19 protein-coding genes and 1 tRNA gene are annotated in these 18,807 nt (G+C 55.5%); 14 read left to right on the top strand and 6 right to left on the bottom strand.

Annotated features, from left to right (window positions below; genetic code table 11):
- Positions 1-2 precede the first annotated feature (2 nt).
- The 4 genes from VH86_RS06370 to VH86_RS06355 are packed head-to-tail and all read left to right on the top strand — an operon-like array spanning position 3 to position 4,776.
- A complete protein-coding gene (locus VH86_RS06370; protein WP_038646076.1) occupies positions 3-995 on the top strand; it encodes an ABC transporter permease in 993 nt (330 codons plus the stop codon).
- The gene (locus VH86_RS06365; protein ID WP_045832283.1) at positions 992-1,825 is read left to right on the top strand and encodes an ABC transporter permease; all 834 of its coding nucleotides are present in this window, start codon (positions 992-994) and stop codon (positions 1,823-1,825) included. The genes VH86_RS06370 and VH86_RS06365 overlap by 4 nt, the downstream gene beginning before the upstream one ends.
- Entirely contained in the window at positions 1,822-3,426 is a 1,605-nt protein-coding gene (locus tag VH86_RS06360) for an ABC transporter ATP-binding protein (protein WP_045832282.1), read from the top strand. The genes VH86_RS06365 and VH86_RS06360 overlap by 4 nt, the downstream gene beginning before the upstream one ends.
- A gap of 12 nt (positions 3,427-3,438) precedes the next feature.
- Positions 3,439-4,776: an LLM class flavin-dependent oxidoreductase gene (locus VH86_RS06355; protein ID WP_045832281.1), complete on the top strand. Its 1,338-nt coding sequence runs from the start codon at positions 3,439-3,441 to the stop codon at positions 4,774-4,776.
- A gap of 311 nt (positions 4,777-5,087) precedes the next feature.
- Here VH86_RS06355 and VH86_RS06350 read toward each other — a convergent pair whose 3' ends face one another.
- Positions 5,088-5,873 carry a phosphate/phosphite/phosphonate ABC transporter substrate-binding protein gene (locus VH86_RS06350; protein ID WP_369800313.1) on the bottom strand — a complete coding sequence of 262 codons (786 nt, stop codon included), beginning with the start codon at positions 5,871-5,873 and terminating at the stop codon, positions 5,088-5,090.
- Positions 5,770-6,819 carry a fatty acid desaturase gene (locus VH86_RS06345; RefSeq protein WP_045832280.1) on the bottom strand — a complete coding sequence of 350 codons (1,050 nt, stop codon included), beginning with the start codon at positions 6,817-6,819 and terminating at the stop codon, positions 5,770-5,772. Before VH86_RS06345 ends, VH86_RS06350 begins: the two co-directional genes overlap by 104 nt.
- A gap of 217 nt (positions 6,820-7,036) precedes the next feature.
- Between VH86_RS06345 and VH86_RS06340 the strand changes: the two genes are divergently transcribed.
- The 3 genes from VH86_RS06340 (at position 7,037) to VH86_RS06330 (ending at position 8,844) form a co-directional block, all read left to right on the top strand.
- A complete protein-coding gene (locus tag VH86_RS06340; RefSeq protein WP_045815195.1) occupies positions 7,037-8,059 on the top strand; it encodes an LLM class flavin-dependent oxidoreductase in 1,023 nt (340 codons plus the stop codon).
- 163 nt (positions 8,060-8,222) lie between these two features.
- Complete coding sequence (locus VH86_RS06335) at positions 8,223-8,411, top strand: type II toxin-antitoxin system HicA family toxin (RefSeq protein ID WP_034824653.1); 189 nt, start codon at positions 8,223-8,225, stop codon at positions 8,409-8,411.
- A 19-nt stretch (positions 8,412-8,430) separates the two neighbouring features.
- Complete coding sequence (locus VH86_RS06330) at positions 8,431-8,844, top strand: type II toxin-antitoxin system HicB family antitoxin (RefSeq protein WP_045832279.1); 414 nt, start codon at positions 8,431-8,433, stop codon at positions 8,842-8,844.
- A gap of 85 nt (positions 8,845-8,929) precedes the next feature.
- Here VH86_RS06330 and VH86_RS06325 read toward each other — a convergent pair whose 3' ends face one another.
- From VH86_RS06325 to VH86_RS06315, 3 genes are all read right to left on the bottom strand, one after another.
- Entirely contained in the window at positions 8,930-9,757 is an 828-nt protein-coding gene (locus tag VH86_RS06325) for a glycosyltransferase family 8 protein (protein WP_045832278.1), read from the bottom strand.
- Between the two features lie 19 nt (positions 9,758-9,776).
- On the bottom strand, positions 9,777-11,159 hold the full coding sequence (locus VH86_RS06320; protein ID WP_045832277.1) for a D-arabinono-1,4-lactone oxidase: 1,383 nt from the start codon (positions 11,157-11,159) through the stop codon (positions 9,777-9,779).
- A gap of 74 nt (positions 11,160-11,233) precedes the next feature.
- The gene (locus VH86_RS06315) at positions 11,234-11,875 is read right to left on the bottom strand and encodes a TetR family transcriptional regulator (protein WP_045815191.1); all 642 of its coding nucleotides are present in this window, start codon (positions 11,873-11,875) and stop codon (positions 11,234-11,236) included.
- Between the two features lie 211 nt (positions 11,876-12,086).
- On the opposite strand from VH86_RS06315, the gene VH86_RS06310 reads away from it, so the two are divergent.
- The 7 genes from VH86_RS06310 (at position 12,087) to VH86_RS06280 (ending at position 18,317) form a co-directional block, all read left to right on the top strand.
- Positions 12,087-12,914: a MetQ/NlpA family ABC transporter substrate-binding protein gene (locus tag VH86_RS06310; protein WP_045832276.1), complete on the top strand. Its 828-nt coding sequence runs from the start codon at positions 12,087-12,089 to the stop codon at positions 12,912-12,914.
- Between the two features lie 9 nt (positions 12,915-12,923).
- Positions 12,924-14,051 carry a methionine ABC transporter ATP-binding protein gene (locus VH86_RS06305; protein ID WP_052696560.1) on the top strand — a complete coding sequence of 376 codons (1,128 nt, stop codon included), beginning with the start codon at positions 12,924-12,926 and terminating at the stop codon, positions 14,049-14,051.
- Positions 14,032-14,688, top strand: a complete 657-nt coding sequence (locus tag VH86_RS06300) for a methionine ABC transporter permease (protein ID WP_045832275.1) — start codon at positions 14,032-14,034, stop codon at positions 14,686-14,688. The genes VH86_RS06305 and VH86_RS06300 overlap by 20 nt, the downstream gene beginning before the upstream one ends.
- A gap of 282 nt (positions 14,689-14,970) precedes the next feature.
- Positions 14,971-16,170, top strand: a complete 1,200-nt coding sequence (locus VH86_RS06295) for a M20 family metallopeptidase (protein ID WP_045832274.1) — start codon at positions 14,971-14,973, stop codon at positions 16,168-16,170.
- A gap of 11 nt (positions 16,171-16,181) precedes the next feature.
- Positions 16,182-17,486 carry an NtaA/DmoA family FMN-dependent monooxygenase gene (locus VH86_RS06290; RefSeq protein ID WP_045832273.1) on the top strand — a complete coding sequence of 435 codons (1,305 nt, stop codon included), beginning with the start codon at positions 16,182-16,184 and terminating at the stop codon, positions 17,484-17,486.
- A gap of 170 nt (positions 17,487-17,656) precedes the next feature.
- Positions 17,657-18,010 carry a type II toxin-antitoxin system RelE/ParE family toxin gene (locus VH86_RS06285; RefSeq protein ID WP_045832272.1) on the top strand — a complete coding sequence of 118 codons (354 nt, stop codon included), beginning with the start codon at positions 17,657-17,659 and terminating at the stop codon, positions 18,008-18,010.
- 4 nt (positions 18,011-18,014) lie between these two features.
- Positions 18,015-18,317: a helix-turn-helix domain-containing protein gene (locus VH86_RS06280; RefSeq protein ID WP_038646107.1), complete on the top strand. Its 303-nt coding sequence runs from the start codon at positions 18,015-18,017 to the stop codon at positions 18,315-18,317.
- A gap of 408 nt (positions 18,318-18,725) precedes the next feature.
- On the opposite strand, the gene VH86_RS06275 is transcribed toward VH86_RS06280, so the two are convergent.
- Positions 18,726-18,801, bottom strand: a tRNA-Asn gene (locus VH86_RS06275).
- Between the last annotated feature and the right edge of the window lie 6 nt (positions 18,802-18,807).

The following is an 18,807-nucleotide window of genomic DNA, read 5'->3' as shown; positions in this document are numbered from 1 at the left end:
AGATGAGTCTGGAAAGCATCGTAACCCGCGCACCACGACCGCGTAAGCCGGCCCTCTGGCGCGGTGAACTGTCGCGCCGCATCATCGGCCGCTTGCTGGGAGGTGTACTGGTGCTGTGGGCCGCCGTCTCACTGGCCTTCCTCGGTGTGCATTTAGCACCCGGTGATATCGTCAGCCTGCTGATTGGTGAGCAGGTACGCACCCCGGCGATTGAAGCGGCGATCCGAGCCGAATGGGGGCTGAACGAGCCGCTGTGGTGGCAGTATCTGCACTACCTGTGGCGAGTACTGCACGGCGATTTTGGCCGTTCCTACATGCTCAACACAGAAGTCAGCCATCTGCTGGCGACCCAGCTGTGGCCGACCATCAAGCTCACGCTGGCGGCACTGCTGGTGAGCATTATTTTCGCCGTGGCCGTTGCTGTGGGAACGGCACATCGCCGTATCGGGCGCCGTGTTGCCAACAGCGTTGAGCTACTGCTGGCGTCCACGCCTTCTTTCTGGATGGGCATCGTATTGCTGTTTATTTTCAGCTTCACGCTGCGCTGGTTCCCGGTGGCTGGCGATCGATCGTTATCTTCGCTGGTGTTGCCCGCGCTGGCGCTGGGACTGGCACAAGGTGCGGTGGTTGCACAGCTGCTGCGACGTGAACTGGAGCGCGCTTTGGATGCCCCGTTCACACTGACACTGCGCGCCTGGGGCGTGGGGGAAACCACCATACGTTTGCGCCATGCACTGCGCCATGCTGCGTTACCCGCGGTGACCTTAACCGGCTGGCTGGTGGGGGGCTTGCTGAGCGGCGCGGTGATCACGGAACAGGTGTTTGGTCGCCCAGGCCTCGGCAAGCTGACCGTTGATGCCGTGTTAGCCAAAGACCTGCCCGTGGTGCTGGCGGTGGCGATTCTCTCGGCGCTGATCTACGTGGTGATGAGTACGCTGGTCGATATCCTGTCGTTGTGGATCGACCCGCGTCTGCGTGGGGAGAACAAATCATGATTGCCGCATTGCAAAGGCTACCGACCACATTGCCCAGCGCTGTCTGGCTGGCACTGCTTTACCTGGTTTTACTCGCCATCGCGGTAATAGCACCAGGTGTGCTCACCCACAGCGATCCGCTGTTAGCCGATCCGGTCAATGCCCAGTTGCCACCTTCCGCCACACATTGGCTGGGCACCGATCAGCTTGGACGCGATCTGCTGACTCGCGTCATTTACGGTAGCCGCTATTCGCTGTTGATCAGCGTAGCCGCCATGGCCCTGGCGGTGGTGTTTGGCACCTTACTGGGTCTGCTTGCCGCGCTGGCGCGTGGTGTGATCGATGAGCTGTTAAGCCGTGCGGTGGACGTGATCTCCGCCTTTCCGGATCTGCTGCTGGCACTGATGCTGATCGCCTTTACCGGACCGGGCACCAATAACCTGATCATTGCACTTGGTGTGGCGTCGGTGCCGCGTTTTGCCCGCGTGGTGCGTGCACAAACTTATACGGTGATGACCTCTGGCTACGTCGAGCAGGCGCGCACATTTGGCTTGTCACGCTTCACTTTGATCACTCGCCATATTTTGCCACATGCCATCGCGCAAGTGCCGGCCTTGGCCACGTTGGGTCTCGGCACTGCCATTATCGGCACCGCCGGGTTGAGCTTTCTCGGCATGGGGCCGCAACCGCCGACTGCTGAATGGGGCTTGATGCTAGCGGAAGGGCGTAACTATCTGCGCAATGCCTGGTGGATTGCCGTATGGCCGGGGGTGTTTATCACCCTGACGGTGATTGCGGTGAATACGCTGGGCCGCTATTGGCAGGCCCGTTTTGAAGGGAGAAGCGCATGAACCAGCCATTTATTGATATTCAAAATCTCAGCATTCGCTTTGGCCCACAGCAGGTGGTGAAAAATCTCAACCTACAGGTATGGCCAGGTGAATCGGTGGCGCTGGTAGGGGAATCTGGATCGGGTAAAACCCTGACCGCACGCAGTTTGCTTGGCCTGTTGCCCGAGGGGGCGGAGATCAGTGCAGACCGCTTCATGATTGATGGTCGCGATATGCGCAAGGCTAACCGAGCTGACTGGCGCGCACTGCGCGGTCGGTGCATTGGCTATGTATTGCAGGATGCGCTGGTTTCACTCGATCCGTTGCGCCGGATTGGACAACAGCTGAGCGATGCACTGAATGCCGCTGGGCATCGTGAAGGGATTGAGGAGAAGAGTCTGTCCCTGCTGAAAGCGGCAGGTATTCATGATGCCGAGAGTCGCCTGGCGCGCTATCCGCACCAACTCTCCGGTGGCCAGCGCCAGCGCGCGTTGATTGCCACGGCATTGGCGGGCAGTCCGATGCTCTTGATTGCTGACGAACCCACCACCGCGCTGGATATGACCGTGCAGCGTCAGATTTTGCAGCTGCTGGCACAACGCCGTCGCGAGGGTCATGGCCTGCTGCTGATCAGCCACGACCTGGCGGTGGTGGCTGAGCTGGCGGATCGTGTGCTGGTGATGCGCGATGGTGAAGTGGTGGAGCAGGGTGAGAGTGGCCCGCTGCTGCAGCGCCCGCAGCATGCCTGGACGCAACGCCTTTTGCGCGCGGTGCCCACACCGGCCACCCGTGGGTTGCGCCTCAGTGCCGCAGAACCCACGCCGCTGCCGCCACGTCCACAGCCGGGTCATGCACCGTTGCTGCAGGGTATTAACCTGAATAAAGCCTATGGCGATCGGCAGGTGCTGAACAACATCAATTTCACACTGCATGCCGGGGAAACTTTGGGTGTGGTCGGAGAATCTGGATCGGGCAAAACCTCGTTAGTGAAAGTGGTGATGGGCTTAACCGAACCCGACAGTGGCACGCTGCAACTTGAAGGCGAACGCTGGGACCGCCTGCCAGAGAAAGCCCGTCGCGCACGTCGTGCTCGCTTACAACTGATCGCGCAGGACCCGTTCAGCTCTTTCGATCCACGCTACACGGTCGAGAAAATCATCGGTGAAAGTCTCGACAGCGTGGGGATTTATGGCGACGCACGACGTCAGCGAGTGCGGCAATTGCTGGATGAAGTGCAGCTTGGCGATCGCTTCCTGCAGCGCTATCCACAGCAGCTGTCAGGTGGGCAACGACAACGTGTGGCGATTGCCCGCGCCTTCGCCCCCAATCCGGCACTGTTAGTGGCGGATGAACCTGTCAGCGCATTGGATGTGTCGGTGCAGGCACAGGTGCTGGATCTGCTGGCAGAGATGCAGGCCGAGCATGGCACCGCACTGCTGTTTATCTCTCACGACCTTGGCGTGATCCAGCATCTGGCGGATCGCGTGCTGGTGATGCAAAACGGTCAAATCGTCGAAAGCGGGGCGCTAACGCAAGTCTTTGCCGCCCCACAGCATCCGTGGACACAAAAACTACTTCAGGCGCTGCCGGTCATCCCTGACTGGCAGCCCGCACACGTATAAGAGGAGCACGACATGAGTCAGACACAACGCCAGCTGCGGTTAGGCGCCATCATCCAGGGTGTATCCGGCAATATGTCCGCATGGCGCCATCCTGACGCGGTGGCGGATGCCAGCATCAATGTGGATTACGTGCTGGATCTGGCGCGCAAAGCCGAACAGGCAAAGATCGATTTTCTATTCGTTGCCGATGGCTTGTACATTACACCCCAGTCGATCCCGCATTTCCTTAACCGCTTTGAGCCAATAACGCTGCTATCGGCGTTATCGCTGGTGACGAAAAACATCGGCTTAGTGGCGACACTTTCCACCTCGTATAGCGAGCCGTTTACCGTAGCACGTCAGTTTGCCAGCCTCGATCACCTCAGCCATGGGCGCACGGGCTGGAATGTGGTGACCTCGCCGCTGGAAGGTTCAGCGAAAAACTTTTCCCGTGCGACGCACCCTGAGCACGATGAGCGCTACCGTGTGGCCAGCGAATATCTTCAGGTGGTGAAAGGGTTGTGGGACTCGTGGGAAGAAGGTGCTTTTGTGCGCGACAAAGCCAGCGGGCAGTTCTTTGATGCAGACAAACTGCACACCCTGAATCACAAGGGGAAATACTTTGCCGTGCAAGGGCCATTAAACGTTGGCCGCTCACCGCAGGGACGCCCGATTGTGTTCCAGGCGGGTGCTTCTGGAGCGGGGAAAGCTTTTGCGGCAGAAGCAGCGGATGCGATATACACCCGCCAGGAGACGCTTGAAGAGGCACGAGAATTCCGTGAAGACGTGCGCCGTCGCTTAGTGGCGCGCGGCCGTGATGCCGATGATATTCGTGTGTTCCAGGGCATCAGTGTGATCATTGGTAACACCGAACAGGAAGCTGAGCAGCGTTACCAGCAAACCGCCGAGTTGGTGACCATCGATAAAGCACTGGAGTATTTGGGCCGTTATTTTGAACACCATGACTTCAGCCAATATGCGTTGGATGAACCCTTCCCGGAGATTGGCGATCTCGGCGCAAACAGCTTCCGCAGCACCACCGATAAGATTAAGCAGAATGCGCGCGAGCGCGGTTTAACCTTGCGTCAGGCCGCGCTAGAGGAAGCCACTCCGCGTCCGAGTTTCCTCGGCACTGCACATCAGGTGGCAGACGGATTAGCGCAGTGGTTCCTTGCAGGTGCAACCGACGGATTTATCGTACGCGGCGGCACACCGAATGCCTTTGATGATTTTGTTGAACAGGTGATCCCGCTGCTGCAGGCGCGCGGTATTTACCGCACCGAGTATGAAGGGGAAACCTTGCGTGCGAACCTGGGCTTAGCCGAGCCAGCAAACCAATTTGCCGATCAGCGTCGTCAGCACGTGGCGTAAAACTCTGTTAAAGCGCCGCCAGCACGTGGCGTAATACTCTATTAATGCGCCGACAGCATGTGGCGTAAAACTCTGTTAAAGCGTCGTCAGCACGTGGCGTAAAACTCTGTTAAAGCGTCGTCAGCACGTGGCGTAAAACTCTGTTAAAGCGCCGCCAGCACGCGGCGTATTACTCTGTTAATGCGCCGTCAGCAAATGGCGTATTACTTTGTCAAAGCGCCGCAAAACCCGTAGCGGCGCGATTTATCGCGCATCATTTAACCGCAGCTCACCTGGCAGAAAGACAACACATCTCGCCGCTAACCCTCCTATCACAACGCCGTCACACCGTATTCCGCTGCCTGATCTTCCCACGCTTGCACCTCATCGTAGAATGCGCGTTCTGGCACAGCAAAACCGCCGATCAGACTCTGTGCCAGCGACGGCTGATACTTCTTATCCGTAGTGAGTTCGGTCAGGGCGCTGCGCAAATGCTCAAGGGTGGCGGCGTCTGTTTTCGCGGAGGTGATCAGTGGCAGAGCGGCGCACAGCGGGGTTTCGCCGATGATCTCTAACCCGGCCAGTTCTTCAGGATGGTGAGCACGCAGCAGTGCCCAGGTGATGCAATCGATCGCCGCAATATCCGCACGCTGTTCACGCAGCGCGGTCAAAGACTGACGATGACTGCCACTCAGCAGCGTCGTACTAAAGAACGTGCCAGCGCGAGCCAGTGGGGCGATCACATAGCGCAGTGAGTTATAGCCTGAGTGCGAATCCTCGCTGTTGCACACCGCGCGGCGACCGCGAAAATCACGCAAAGTGAGATTCTCATCCTCCTTACGCGCCACCAACCAACTGCGATAGCGTAATCCCTCGCAACCCTGTGCGCTGGATTGAAATGCCCCAACCAGTTGCACATCAGGCAGCAAAGCGACCAGCGGATAGCCGCAGGTCTGGCTCAACAGCACATTATCATCGCGCCAGTGGGGTAAGAGATCGGTGTGCCACTCAACCTCAGCCAGCACGCCGCGTTGGGTCAACAGCGTCGTTAGCGCTGTGGTCAGGCCAAGCGTCGTCGGATGATGGATGTCGTACATTGGCAATGAAATGATTGGCATGCTGTGCATCCTTGTTCGTTCCCGGATGGGCGTTTACATCGACCGGTTTGCGCCAGAAGCGCAGCAACCACTCGCCATAACCGGCGACGCGGAAACCGTGATTGCGCTGATGGTAGCCGTCGCGATACAGCAAATAGACTTTGCGCAGGCCGTACCATGGCAAACCGGGCAGATCGTGATGTACAGAATGATAGTTGAGATTCAGAAATAGCAAACGCCACGGCCACGCGGCTTCGTTGTTAACGGAACGTGCCAGTGGGGCCTCTTCTGCGCGATGCTCGTAAAAGGAGCGTACTTTCGTCAGCGCCAGCGCTGGATAACTGACCGCAACCACAAACCACAGCGGCGACAATCCTTGCTGTTGCATCCAGTAAAAAAGCCCAGCCAGCAGCGTCAAATGAATTACCCACATTGAAACCGCGGCACGGTCCCGCGCCAGCAGCATCATTTTCAGCGTAGCCACGATATCCAGCAACGGTGCTAACAGCAAACGACCGGGAAAGGTATTGCGTAAATGAATCACGCGCTGTTGCCACGGTTTGAGCTGCGCCCAGCGTTCCGGTGACAGGTAATAGGTTTCCGGGTCGTCATCCGGTTCGGTCAGGGTGTGATTACGGTGATGGGCCAGATGCGAATCACGATATAGCCCATAGGGATACCACACCGCCAGCGGCAGGGTGCCGAACAACTGATTGAGGCGTGGGAAGCGCGTGGGATGTCCATGGATCAGCTCATGTTGTAGCGACATGTACCAGGTGGTCAACACGATCAGCAGCAGGGTAGTCACTAACAGTCCCAGCGTTTGCCAGAAAATCACGCAGGCGAACCAGCCGCCGTACACCGTCACCATCAAAGCCCAGGTGGGCAGTTCACTGCGCCACAGCCAGCTGCGGCCCAGTTGATGCACCACTTCGCGCTGCTGTGCGTTGATATAGTCGTTTGCCATGCGGATACCCTAAACCTGCAAAACCGGGAAAATTCTGCGCACGATGATTGATCACCGTGATAAACACAAAGACCGTGTTTTTATGACTTATGCAAAAAAGTTGATGAAGCGCGCGAAAACTATTGGCTATCAGTCACCTCTTGCGTGGCGTAACCTTTCTCCATCGAAACGTAATGCATCACGTGCGGGCCAGTGCGCCCCCCTGGAGAATTTCACTATGAAAAAGATTGGCTTCTTGTCCTTTGGTCACTGGACCCCGTCATCGCAGTCAGCGACCCGTTCCGCTCAGGATGTTTTACTGCAATCCATTGATTTAGCCGTGGCGGCAGAAGAGCTGGGCGCAGATGGCGCCTACTATCGCGTCCACCACTTTGCGCGACAGTTAAGCTCGCCTTTCCCACTGTTGGCGGCAGTCGGTGCCAAAACCAACCGCATTGAAATAGGTACTGGCGTGATCGATATGCGCTATGAGAACCCGCTGTATATGGCGGAAGATGCCGGTGCGGCAGATCTGATTTCTAACGGACGCTTGCAGTTGGGTTTGAGTCGCGGCTCTCCGGAGCAGGTGATCGAAGGCTATCGTTACTTTGGTTTTAACCCGAAAGAGGGCGAAACTGATGCCGATATGGGACGTCGCCATACTGAGGAACTGCTGGAAGTGCTGCGCGGTGAAGGTTTTGCCAAACCGAATCCGCAGCCGATGTTCCCAAATCCGCCGGGCCTGCTGCGTCTGGAGCCGTTCTCAGAAGGCCTGCGTGAGCGTATCTGGTGGGGCTCCGGCTCAAACGCGACATCAGTTTGGGCAGCACAGCAGGGGATGAATCTGCAAAGCTCCACACTGAAGGATGATGAAACCGGCGAACCGTTCCACATCCAGCAGGCGAAACAGATTCGCGCTTACCGTGAAGCCTGGAAAGCAGCTGGGCACCAACGTGAACCGCGTGTTTCAGTGAGCCGCAGTATCTTTGCGCTGACCAACGATATCGACCGTGCTTACTTTGGTCGCAGTGGCCAGGATCAAGACTCTGTGGGCTTCCTTGATGAGAAAACCCGTGCCATCTTTGGTCGTAGCTATGCCGCAGAGCCAGAGCTGCTGATTAAACAGCTGGCGCAGGATGAGGGCATTGCCGAAGCGGATACGCTGCTGCTCACTATCCCGAACCAGCTGGGCGTGGATTACTGTGCACATGTGATGGAAAGCATCCTGACCCATGTGGCACCTGAGCTGGGCTGGCGTTAAACCTTAAAAGGCGCACTTTTTGAAGTGTGCCTTTTCTTAACCATCACCTTAATCAGTAAATCAATCTCACTTAAATTAAAAGATAACTCTGGCAACCCCGAATATTGCAATTTAGGGTTATTGGAGTTATCTTTCTGCTTTCAGGACGAAGCAGAGAATGGACATGGATAGCAGGTCATTAATGGCTGAGATCAAGGCCGATGGTTGGGAGCTGATTCGGATTAACGGCAGCCATCATCATTTTGTGCATCCCACCAAGAAAGGTCTGGTAACGATTCCGCACCCCAAAAAAGATCTGCCGATTAAGACGGTAAAAAGCATCCGCAAACAGGCCGGACTTGCAGTCCATTAAACTGAGAGAGGTATTCCTTATGTTCTATCCGATTGCGATTGAAGCGGGTGATGAAAGCACGGCGTTTGGTGTCACGGTTCCTGATTTACCTGGCTGCTTTTCAGCCGGAGATACGCTGGAAGAAGCGGTAAAAAACGCGAGAGAAGCCATTATTGGTCATTTGGAATTGATGGTTGAGTTGGAGCAGGATATTCCCGCGGTTTCAGAGTTAAAAAGCGTGATGAAAGATCCCGCCTATACAGGTTATGTTTGGGTGTTGGTAGAAGTAGATGTCACACGCATTTTAGGTGGTTCAGAGAAGATTAATGTCACTCTGCCGAAGCTGTTAATTGACCGGATTGACCGTTGTGTCGCTACCCATCCGGAATTTAAAACCCGTTCAGGTTTTCTGGCTCAGGTGGCACTAGAACGTATTGCCAAAACTCGCGAGTAAACTGTTGGCAAATACGGGCCTCCGCATTATTGCTGAGGCCCGTATTTGTGAGCCGCATGCCTCAGGCATTTCTGAGGCGATAATGTTAATTGACCCCTAACTCCCACCACAGCTTATCCAGCGCATAGTAACGGTCGCGCTCGCTTTCGGGTTGGTTGAGGTCGCGTTTCCATGGCTTAGCCAGAATAAAGTGCAGATTCTTCACTTCATCCTCTTGCCACATCGCACTGTGCTGGAACGGCAGCGTTTTCAGCGCGTTGTAGATATATGGCAGCGGCAGCCAGCGATGCTCAAACACCTCATTAAGCAAATCTTGTTCTGAGAACGTATAGCGGCGTAAATCCGTGATGGCCGCAACTTTTTGCTGTAGCCAGTTAAACACCTCTTCATTCGGTTCAAGCACCAAAAAGCCGCCATTCAGATAACGGTCAAGGCTAGCCGGTGCCGGCTCACCGCGATCCTGCCACGTATAGTGACAGTTCTCCGGTTGCCAGCTGGCAGGATAACTGGCGATCTTGTTGGGATTGCAGCGGCAGGCATGGCAGGCGGCCAAAGCGTGATCGCCCAGATCCAGCGTAAACAGCTCATCCATATTACGCAGCACCAGCATATCCGCGTCGAGAAACACCACGCGCTCGCAGCCGGTCAGTTCCCAGGCCCGCAGCTTGCTCCACACTTCGCCGAATTGAGCAGAAGCGTAGTGCTGTTCCAGGTCGGCGCTGGGCATCAACGGCTCAACCGGGTGAATCACACATCCTAATTCCTGTAAGGCTTCACGCGTTTCGATATCAATTGCATCGGTGACCATGACAATTAACGGCCATTTCGTTTCGCTGCGTTTTAGCGATCGGTGCAGCGCTTTTACGCCGATAAAATAGTCCGGCTGCGTCAGAAGTGTTACCCAGGCGTACATAAATCTCCCCCGTCAAAATTTAATCAAATAAAGCCGTGACATAGTCATTGCTAAAACGAGACTGCGGATCGAGCTGTTCACGCACCGCGCGGAAGGCATCCCACTGCGGATAAATTTCACGCCAGCTGTAGCGCTGTGGATCGTAATATTTGCCCCAGTGCGGTCGCCCACCTTCTGCGGCCAGCAATTTCTCCACTTCGGTGAGGAAGTGCAGGCCTTCCTGGGACAGCGAACCGTCATCGGCGTAATAGACCACGAAGCCAAAGAAACAGGTCGGCTGTTGATAAGCCGGGCTGAGCCAGGCTTCGGACGCGCCGGTGCAGCGCAGGATGATGGGGTAGTGCATGTGCGGATGATTCTCCGTATACCAGGCTTTGATTTTGCTGATAATCTCCGGGGTTCTGTCCAGCGGCACGCCAATTTCAACATTGATTTGCGGCACGGCAATACCGCGACAAAACAGCTGGTAGATATCGCCGCTCAGGTCGGTGAAATCGCGGAAGCGCGTGACCGTACGGAACTGTTTGCCGCCTTTACCTTCGATCTGCGTATCACGATGCATGTGCGCCAGCGTCTGATCGATGGTGTCATTCAGACTGCTGTCGGTATCCTCGCCATGCTCGATCACCTCGCCGCCATTGGCGTGCCACGCCTGAACATCTGCTTCACTGGCGGGGTTGGCATTCCAGACGTGCATCAGGTTGTCATCCACAAACCACCAGGCTTTGCTCAGTTCATTTTGTTGATTCCAGCGCGGCAGGTCCTGCTCCAGGGTATCGGCAGACACCGCGAATTTATGACAGGTAAACAGGCGAAACGGCTCAGTGCGCATCGTTATGGCGGTCACAATCCCCAGTGAGCCTAATGAGGTTTGCGCCGCAGGGAAATCGCTATCGCCACGTTGAAACTCCCGCACGCTGCCGTCGGCCATCACCATGCGGATGCTTATCACTTCATCCGCCAGTGAACTCTGGTCCAGTCCCTGGCCGTGAGTGCCCGTTGCTATCGCGCCCGCCAGCGTCTGCACGGATATCACGCCAGGCGAACAGCCTAACATGCGATTGCGTGCGGTGAGGGCGTCGAACACCTGCTGCAGCAGCGTGCCTGCCGCGAAAGTGATGCTGCTCTCATCTTCTCCCAATACACCTTGCATGGCGCTAAGATCGAGTAACAAATCGTCAGTATTCACACACAGCATGCGGCCGGGTGATAAACGGCTGCCAATCACGCGCACTTTGCCTGTTGACGAACTCAGTAGCTGTTGCAGTTCGGCTTCGTTTTGCGGCTGATGGACTTGTTCACGCTGGCCCACCACCGTGTTTTGCGCCCAGTTCCACAGCGCACTGTCGTGCTCGGTATTTTGTGGGTTGCGAAGGGGATAAAGGAGGGAATCTCTATTCACTACGGCGTTCCTTATTCTGAGGTCTGTGACGGTCCCAAAGCTTTAAGCGTAGACCATCACAGCACTGCCCAGGTTTAAGGCGCCTTGCAGATGTAGCGCAGCGTTGCGGTCACGGCCAGTTGGCGGTTACGACGGATGCTGTCCTCTTCCGTATCTTCAGGAGTGAACAGGAAATGGAAGGTGTAACGGTTGGCGACGTGGTGCACACAGATACTGCTTAGCAAGCGGTGTACATCCACGGTATTTAGGCCATCCATAAAGATGCCTTGCTGCTGACCGCGCGTCAGGATGTCATCCAGCAGGTCCAGTGTACTTTTATTCAGTGCTTTGATGCGCTCAGACTGCACAATATAGCGACCGCGCAACAGGTTTTCCGTACACACCAGGCGCATAAAATCCTGATGGGTGGCGTGATAATCGAAGCTGGCTTCGACCAGTTTAATCATCGCCTGTTCGGGCTCCATTTTAGCCAGATTCAGCCCGGTTTCATGTTCGCGAATCGCCTGATACACCTGCTCCAGCACCTCAATATACAGCTTCTCTTTATTGACGAAGTGGTACACCACCATGCGTTTGGTGGTTTGCGCATGTTCAGCGATCTGCTCAAGGCGTGCACCCTGCATGCCAAACTCGGCGAAGGTCTTTAGGGCACCGGCAAGGATGCGTTTTTTTAGCCCTTCCGGGTCATTTTTACGTTTCGTTGTAGTGTCCGACATAGCGCTCAATACAGGTCAATCAAAACGGCATGGTATCACAGCCACCCTCTCACTTGTGGCGATGCGAGCGGCTGCGCATCTTTATTCTTTTCAGGAATAGCATTCCCGAATAAATCATAATGCAGGAATAAGCATCTGCGTATACTGCGGCTAACTGTTCATCACAACAGTCGATTTTACCTGACGCAATAATAACCATTAGGAAATAACTATGCACACACGCCTGGCCTCTGCCAAAAATAAATTTTTGTTAACCGCAGGCGCTTTGCTGCTGGCTAGCACTACCTTAGCACCGCTGTCACTGGCGCACGCCGCCGATAAAACCGCAGTGAAAGTCGGCATCATGAGCGGAGAAGATGAAGACGTTTGGCGCGAGGTGATCAAACAAGCCGCTGCTAAAGGATTAACGGTGAAAACCGTGATTTTTAACGACTACAACCAGCCAAATGAGGCACTGCAAAACGGTGAAGTCGATGCCAATGCCTTCCAGCATCAGCCGTTCCTCAACAACCAAATCAAAGTGAATCATTATGATATCGTGCGCGTGGGCGATACCGCTGTATGGCCGATTGGCCTTTACTCGAAGAAAGTGAAGAAGGCGGCTGAGCTGAAAGACGGTGCCGTAATTGGCGTGCCAAACGATCCCTCCAATGAAGCGCGTGGTTTAGTGCTGCTGGAACAGCAAGGCCTAATCAAGCTGAAACCGGGCGTCGGTATTGCCGCCACCACCGCGGATATCACCGCTAATCCACATCACCTGCAAATCAAAGAACTCGACTCGGGCATTATTGGCCGTTCAGTACCGGATCTGGACGCAGCAGTGGTGAACACCGACTGGGCATTGAAAAGCGGCTTGACGGCTGACGACCGCATTGCGCAAGAACCGGTGAAGGACAATCCTTACAACAACTTTATCGCCGTAAAGAAAGAGAACGTGGGCGCGCCTTGGGTGAAAACCCTGGTGTCCTCGTATCAGAACGACGCTGTGAAGACCGTGTTTGACAAGGTCTACAAAGGCACTGGCGAAACGGCCTGGTAAGGATTAAGCATGACGATTTTCTCAGGAGCCGAAGCACCCTTTAGCACGTTGACGCGTGGCGTGGTAGAGAATGCACAAGACCGTGAACGCCTTGCTCGCGAAAGCGGCAGTGTGGTGCGCTTACAGGGTGTTTCACGTCGCTTTGGTGAAACCCAGGCGCTGCGCGATATTTCACTGACGGTGCAGAAGGGTGAAATTCTCGGCCTGATCGGCCGCAGTGGTGCGGGCAAATCGACGTTGATTCGCTGTTTGAATGGACTCGAACAACCTGACGAAGGCGTCATCGAAATCGAAGGCCGGAAAATTACCGGCCTGACGGAAAAACAGCTGCAATCGGTGCGCAGCCGCGTCGGTATGGTGTTCCAGCACTTCAATCTGCTGTCGGCGAAAACCGTGGCGCAGAATGTGGCGCTGCCGCTGAAAATTGCTGGTCTGGATAAGGTGCAGCGTGCACAGCGCGTGACGGAGCTGCTGGAACTGGTCGGCCTGGCGGATAAGGCGCATCACTATCCGGCGGCGCTGTCGGGTGGACAGAAACAGCGTGTCGGCATTGCCCGCGCACTGGCGGCAAGCCCGGCGCTGCTGCTGTGTGATGAAGCAACCTCTGCGCTCGATCCTGAGACCACCCGTTCCATCCTTGCCTTGCTGAAATCGCTCAACCAAAAGCTGGGCATCACTATTCTGCTGATCACTCACGAAATGGAAGTCATCAAGTCGGTGGCACACCGCGTGGCGGTGATTGATGCGGGGGAGATCATTGAGCAGGGCCCGGTGTGGCAGGTGTTCGCCCATCCGCAATCCGAACTGACACGCACCTTGTTGCGGGGTTTGCTGCCGCAGCTACCGGAAGCGTTGGCCGCACGAGTTACCGAGCAGAGGCAGGGGGAAGCCATCTACAGCGTGCACTTTGCTGGCGAAGACGCGCAGGGCGATCTGCTGACCCGTTTCGCCGCGGCGTTGCCGGGCAAATTCCGCTTACTACAGGGCGGCATCGACCATATTCAGCACTACGCCGTAGTGCGTTTCTTTATCGCGCTTCCGGTCGCCAACGTGTCCGATGAGCAACAGATTCTCAGCTGGCTGCGCGGGCAGCAGGCGCAAGTGGAGTTAATCGGTTATGTCGCCAGTGATGATTGATTTATTGCTCAACGCGTTGGGCGAAACGGTGTTGATGACGCTAATTTCAGGATTGTGTTCGCTGGTGGCCGGTTTGCCGTTGGGGCTGATTCTGGTAATGACCAGCCCAGGCGGTATTGCGGAACATCGCGGCATTAACCGGGTGCTGGGGCTGGTGATCAACGGTTTTCGTTCGCTGCCGTTCATCATTTTGCTGGTCGCGCTGATACCTTTTACCCGCTTTCTGGTCGGCACGTCACTGGGGACCTGGGCGGCGATTGTTCCGCTGTCGATCACCGCAACGCCCTATTTTGCTCGCGTGGCAGAGGTCTCGCTGCGTGATGTGGATCGCGGTCTGATTGATGCGGTGCGCGCAATGGGGGCCAGCAAGCTACGTATCGTCTGGGATGTCCTGATTCCTGAAGCGCTGCCCGGCATACTCTCGGGGTTTGTGGTGACGCTGGTGGCATTGATCGGCGCATCAGCGATGGCCGGGGCGATTGGCGCGGGCGGGCTGGGAGACCTGGCAATCCGCTACGGTTATCAACGCTTTGAAACTTCAGTGATGATTGCGGTGATCGCCGTGTTGATTGTGCTGGTGTGTGGCATTCAGTGGGTTGGCGATCGACTGGTGCAGCACATCGATAAGCGACACTAGTTTTCACGCGATACATTGCCTGGCTACCGATGTTTAGGGGCTGCGAACCGTAGCTGATGCCCAGCACGCAAAGCATTTTCACGGTGCAGCCTTCAGGCCGCCCAATTCGGGCGTGGCAGGCTCGCGCCGCTGCGAAATAACCGTAGCGGCGCAATTTGTGAAGTGAACCCTAAATCAGTTGTGCCTTTTCCCGCAATCCTTATCACTATTTCTTGATAAACATCAGCAGGTAACGCGCTTAGAGTGAGGGCATTCGATTGCCTTGATTCAGGAGACTTCGTTATGCCGCTGAATACCCTTCAGCTCACGCTGGAAACCCATCTCGAACAGCACAACGCCGCGTATATTGCAGTGGCGAAATCGATCTTTGCTAAGCCGGAAACCGGTAACAACGAATACTTTGCCAGTGAGCAGTTGACGCGATTGCTGACTGAGCAGGGCTTTGAAGTGACGCGCAACGTTGCGGGTCATGAGACCGCGTTCTACGCGGTGAAAGCCAGTAGTAAGCCGGGGCCGACCGTTGCCTTCCTGGCAGAATACGATGCGCTGATCGGTATCGGCCATGCCTGCGGACACAACCTGATCGGCACCACCAGCGTCGCAGCAGCTATTACGCTGTCTCAGGTGCTGGAACAAACCGGCGGTCGTGTCGTGGTGTTAGGGACGCCAGCGGAAGAGGGCGGGCTGGCGGGTCCCGGCGGACCCAAAGGCAATGTGAAGAAGCGTTTTGTCGAAGCCGGGCTACTCGATGACGTCGATGTGGCGCTGATGGTGCATCCCTCAGGTAAAACGCGCCTCACCGAGTCGACGCTGGCGAACAATCATCTCTACTTCCATTTCTATGGCAAACCTTCGCACGCAGCCAGTGCGCCGCATGAAGGTATTAATGCGCTGGATGCGCTGGTGCTGCTGTACAACGGCATCAGTGTTTTGCGCCAGCAGTTGCCGGATGGCGTGCGCGTGCACGGGATTATCACCAATGGCGGCCAGGCACCGAACGTCATTCCGGAATACGCCTCGGCGCACTACTACATTCGTGCCGATAGCCGCGAGGTGGTGGAGTCCCTTGAACCTAAGCTAAGAGCGATCGCAGAAGGGGTGGCGCTGGCGACGGGCGCTCGCGTAGAGATAGACCATCAAATTGGTCCGCGTGATTTCAAACTCAATCCCGCACTGGATGCCTTGTTGCTGGAGGAGTTTCGTGCGGCGGGTGAACAGGTCGATCTCTCGCCGCAGCGCAATAAAGTCTCAACTGATGCCGGGGACATCAGCCATGCGGTGCCCACGGCGCACCCCTGGCTGAAAATTGGCCCGGATGATCTGATTTTTCATACCGTGCCGTTCCGTGAAGCTGCCAATTCGGAACGCGGCTATCAGGCGTTGCTGATTGGCGCATGCGTGCTGGCACGCACCGGGTTACGTCTGCTGATTGATGCAGACGCACTTCAGGCCGTTCAGGCCGATTTCATCCGTCAGGCCTAAAGGAGATTAGGGTGTCGCAAACGTATCGTCGCAAACTCAAAACATTAGTGGGTGCCAGCAGTGTGATCTCCGCGGGCAATGACAACCAACCTGGCGTGGGGATCACGCGTGCTATTGAACTGGCGAAAATCGCGGAGCGCGAGAAAATCACCGGCCTGTTCACCGCTGATTTGCTACAGACCGACCCGGCCGGATTAGCGGGTACGACGGGCACACAGGATCCGCTTATCGCATTAGCGGCGTTAAGTCAGGTGACGTCGCAGATTGGCCTGATCGCCACTGTCAGCACAAGTTGGCTACACCCTTATAATCTGGCACGTCAGGTCGCCACGTTAGACCATATCAGCGGCGGCAGAGCAGGCTGGAATGCGGTGACATCCTCGGTCGGTGAGGAGAATTTTGGTGAAGGTCAGCTGCCACCGCCACAGGAACGCTATGCACGCGCCACCGAGTTTATCGAAGTGATGAACGCGCTGTATGATGCTAATGAACGGGCGGCAGTACAGCGCACGGCAAGCGGTGGCATTCGCCTTGACCCTCGCAAACTGCATCCTATCCATTATCGTGGTGACTTTTTCCAGGTCGCCGGCCCACTGAATGTCCCGCCGCCCCCGCAGCGGCGCCCCGTCCAGTTCCAGGCCGGGCAATCTGAGGCGGGTGTCACGCTGGGTGCGCGCTACGCCGAGGTGATCTACACCTCGCAGCCCACCTTTGAAGCGGCACAGACGTTTGTGGCTGATGTGCAGCAGCGTGCGCGACGTTTTGGCCGCGAGCATAATCCACCGCTGATCATGAACTCATTCCATTCCATCATTGGCGAGAGCGATGCGGACGTAGCACGCCGCTTACGCGACAAACATGACCGCATCAATTATGAACAGGGTAGATTGCGTGTCGCGGATATGCTGGGCGGCGAGGTGAATCTGACTGAGGTGCCGCTTGATCAGCCCCTGCCAGCTGCTTTAATTCCACCGCTGGAGCAGGTGCATCGCCGGCAGGGACGAGCCGCCATTTTTCGCCAATATGCGCTGGAAGGGTTGACGCTACGTGAGCTGATTATCAAAGCAGAAGAGACGGGACACTGGTTTGTCGCGGGTACGCCAGAGCAACTCGCCGATGCTATTGAACAGCGTTATCAGGCGGGCGTACTGGACGTGATTTCCCTGCACGGTCTGGGGAGCCCAGACCAGCAAGATTTGTTGTTAAACGGACTGCTTCCCGAACTGCGTCGGCGTAACCTGCTGGATAGCGACTATCAAGGCAGCGATTTCCGCAGCAGCCTGGAGCTGGCACCTTTACCGCCTGCCGTGGATTAGCGTTTTCGTTGATGAGGGCCACGCCCGCTCAGGACAACTGAGCGGGCATTTTTTTTGGAATCTCTATCGACACGTCATTACAAATAAAGTGCCTGATTTCCCATACTTCGCCACACTGATTATCGCCTTTAACCTATATAGTATTTGACCTATATCGACAGGGGCGTATCATGTGGCAGATAGTAACAACGGACACTTTTGATGATTGGCTGGTGGCGCAAGATGACACTGACCGAGCATGCGTTTTGTCTGCATTAATAGTATTGCAGCAAGCAGGCCCAGCGTTATGCAGGCCTTACGCTGACACCCTAAAAGGCTCTCGTTTTAGCAATATGAAAGAGCTTCGTATTCAAAGCAAAGGTGTTCCTATCCGGGCTTTTTACGCATTTGATCCCTGGCGCAGCGGTGTAGTGCTTTGCGCAGGTCATAAGAGTGGCAATGAAAAGCGTTTTTATGCCGGGCTGATCCCGCTCGCAGATAAAGAATTCACGCATCACCTTCAACGCGAAGAGAGAAAGGAGTAACGGTATGGGCAGAACACTTGAACAAATTCTTGCAGCTGAGAGGCCGGAAGTGGTGGCTGAAGCTAACGCCATGGCTGAAGAAGTATTACTGAATATCCACCTTGCTGAATTGCGTGAAAGAGTAAAAAAAACTCAAGTGGAGATCGCGCAACAATTAAATATTAAACAGCCTACGGTTGCAGGAATGGAGAAACCCGGTCGGGATTTAAAACTCTCGACGCTTAAGCGTTATGTTGAAGCTGCAGGAGGAAAACTGCGCCTTAACATTGAGCTTCCCGATGGCTCGCATTACGAATTTGTCGTTTAAACCCCATTTGTAACCCTCCACCCGTGAAAAAACAGTGCGTTCTCGCGCACTGTTTCACGCGCATGTAAACCGACTCACTTCTCCTGTTTTGCTTTTTTACTCACGAACAAATCACTAAATCGACAACTGGCGTATAAAAAACTCAAAATGATCAAATCACCCTGAATCTTTCATTTTGGCTCCTCTGACTGGGAGCGTTATTGCCGAAGTCTGGTCAGAAGGGATTTGTGCAAGCGGTGCTTGCACAATTACCCTGAAACCATCAGCTTCCCTGCTTAACAAACTCAACAGTCAGTAAAAACGGGGCGGGTATCTGCCAAAGCTAAGACTTCCTTCGTATCCGTTGCAATTAGCTTTTTTGCAAACAAAAAGCCCGCTCAGGTTTCCCTGAGCGGGCTTCTCTAAATATGGCTCCTCTGACTGGACTCGAACCAGTGACATACGGATTAACAGTCCGCCGTTCTACCGACTGAACTACAGAGGAATCGTG

This window comes from Pantoea sp. BL1, from assembly GCF_000963985.1.
GTDB classification, from domain to species: Bacteria; Pseudomonadota; Gammaproteobacteria; order Enterobacterales; family Enterobacteriaceae; genus Pantoea; species Pantoea rwandensis_B.
Note: the sequence above shows the minus strand (reverse complement) of the source record. Positions and strands in the feature narration are given on the sequence as shown.

Bases quoted from the DNA above. Each gene is read 5' to 3' on its own strand.
- VH86_RS06370 (WP_038646076.1), top strand. From the start codon at position 3: ATGAGTCTGGAAAGCATCGTAACCCGCGCACCACGACCGCGTAAGCCG.
- VH86_RS06365 (WP_045832283.1), top strand. From the start codon at position 992: ATGATTGCCGCATTGCAAAGGCTACCGACCACATTGCCCAGCGCTGTC.
- VH86_RS06360 (WP_045832282.1), top strand. From the start codon at position 1,822: ATGAACCAGCCATTTATTGATATTCAAAATCTCAGCATTCGCTTTGGC.
- VH86_RS06355 (WP_045832281.1), top strand. From the start codon at position 3,439: ATGAGTCAGACACAACGCCAGCTGCGGTTAGGCGCCATCATCCAGGGT.
- VH86_RS06350 (WP_369800313.1), bottom strand. From the start codon at position 5,873: ATGCCAATCATTTCATTGCCAATGTACGACATCCATCATCCGACGACG.
- VH86_RS06345 (WP_045832280.1), bottom strand. From the start codon at position 6,819: ATGGCAAACGACTATATCAACGCACAGCAGCGCGAAGTGGTGCATCAA.
- VH86_RS06340 (WP_045815195.1), top strand. From the start codon at position 7,037: ATGAAAAAGATTGGCTTCTTGTCCTTTGGTCACTGGACCCCGTCATCG.
- VH86_RS06335 (WP_034824653.1), top strand. From the start codon at position 8,223: ATGGATAGCAGGTCATTAATGGCTGAGATCAAGGCCGATGGTTGGGAG.
- VH86_RS06330 (WP_045832279.1), top strand. From the start codon at position 8,431: ATGTTCTATCCGATTGCGATTGAAGCGGGTGATGAAAGCACGGCGTTT.
- VH86_RS06325 (WP_045832278.1), bottom strand. From the start codon at position 9,757: ATGTACGCCTGGGTAACACTTCTGACGCAGCCGGACTATTTTATCGGC.
- VH86_RS06315 (WP_045815191.1), bottom strand. From the start codon at position 11,875: ATGTCGGACACTACAACGAAACGTAAAAATGACCCGGAAGGGCTAAAA.
- VH86_RS06310 (WP_045832276.1), top strand. From the start codon at position 12,087: ATGCACACACGCCTGGCCTCTGCCAAAAATAAATTTTTGTTAACCGCA.
- VH86_RS06305 (WP_052696560.1), top strand. From the start codon at position 12,924: ATGACGATTTTCTCAGGAGCCGAAGCACCCTTTAGCACGTTGACGCGT.
- VH86_RS06300 (WP_045832275.1), top strand. From the start codon at position 14,032: ATGTCGCCAGTGATGATTGATTTATTGCTCAACGCGTTGGGCGAAACG.
- VH86_RS06295 (WP_045832274.1), top strand. From the start codon at position 14,971: ATGCCGCTGAATACCCTTCAGCTCACGCTGGAAACCCATCTCGAACAG.
- VH86_RS06285 (WP_045832272.1), top strand. From the start codon at position 17,657: ATGTGGCAGATAGTAACAACGGACACTTTTGATGATTGGCTGGTGGCG.
- VH86_RS06280 (WP_038646107.1), top strand. From the start codon at position 18,015: ATGGGCAGAACACTTGAACAAATTCTTGCAGCTGAGAGGCCGGAAGTG.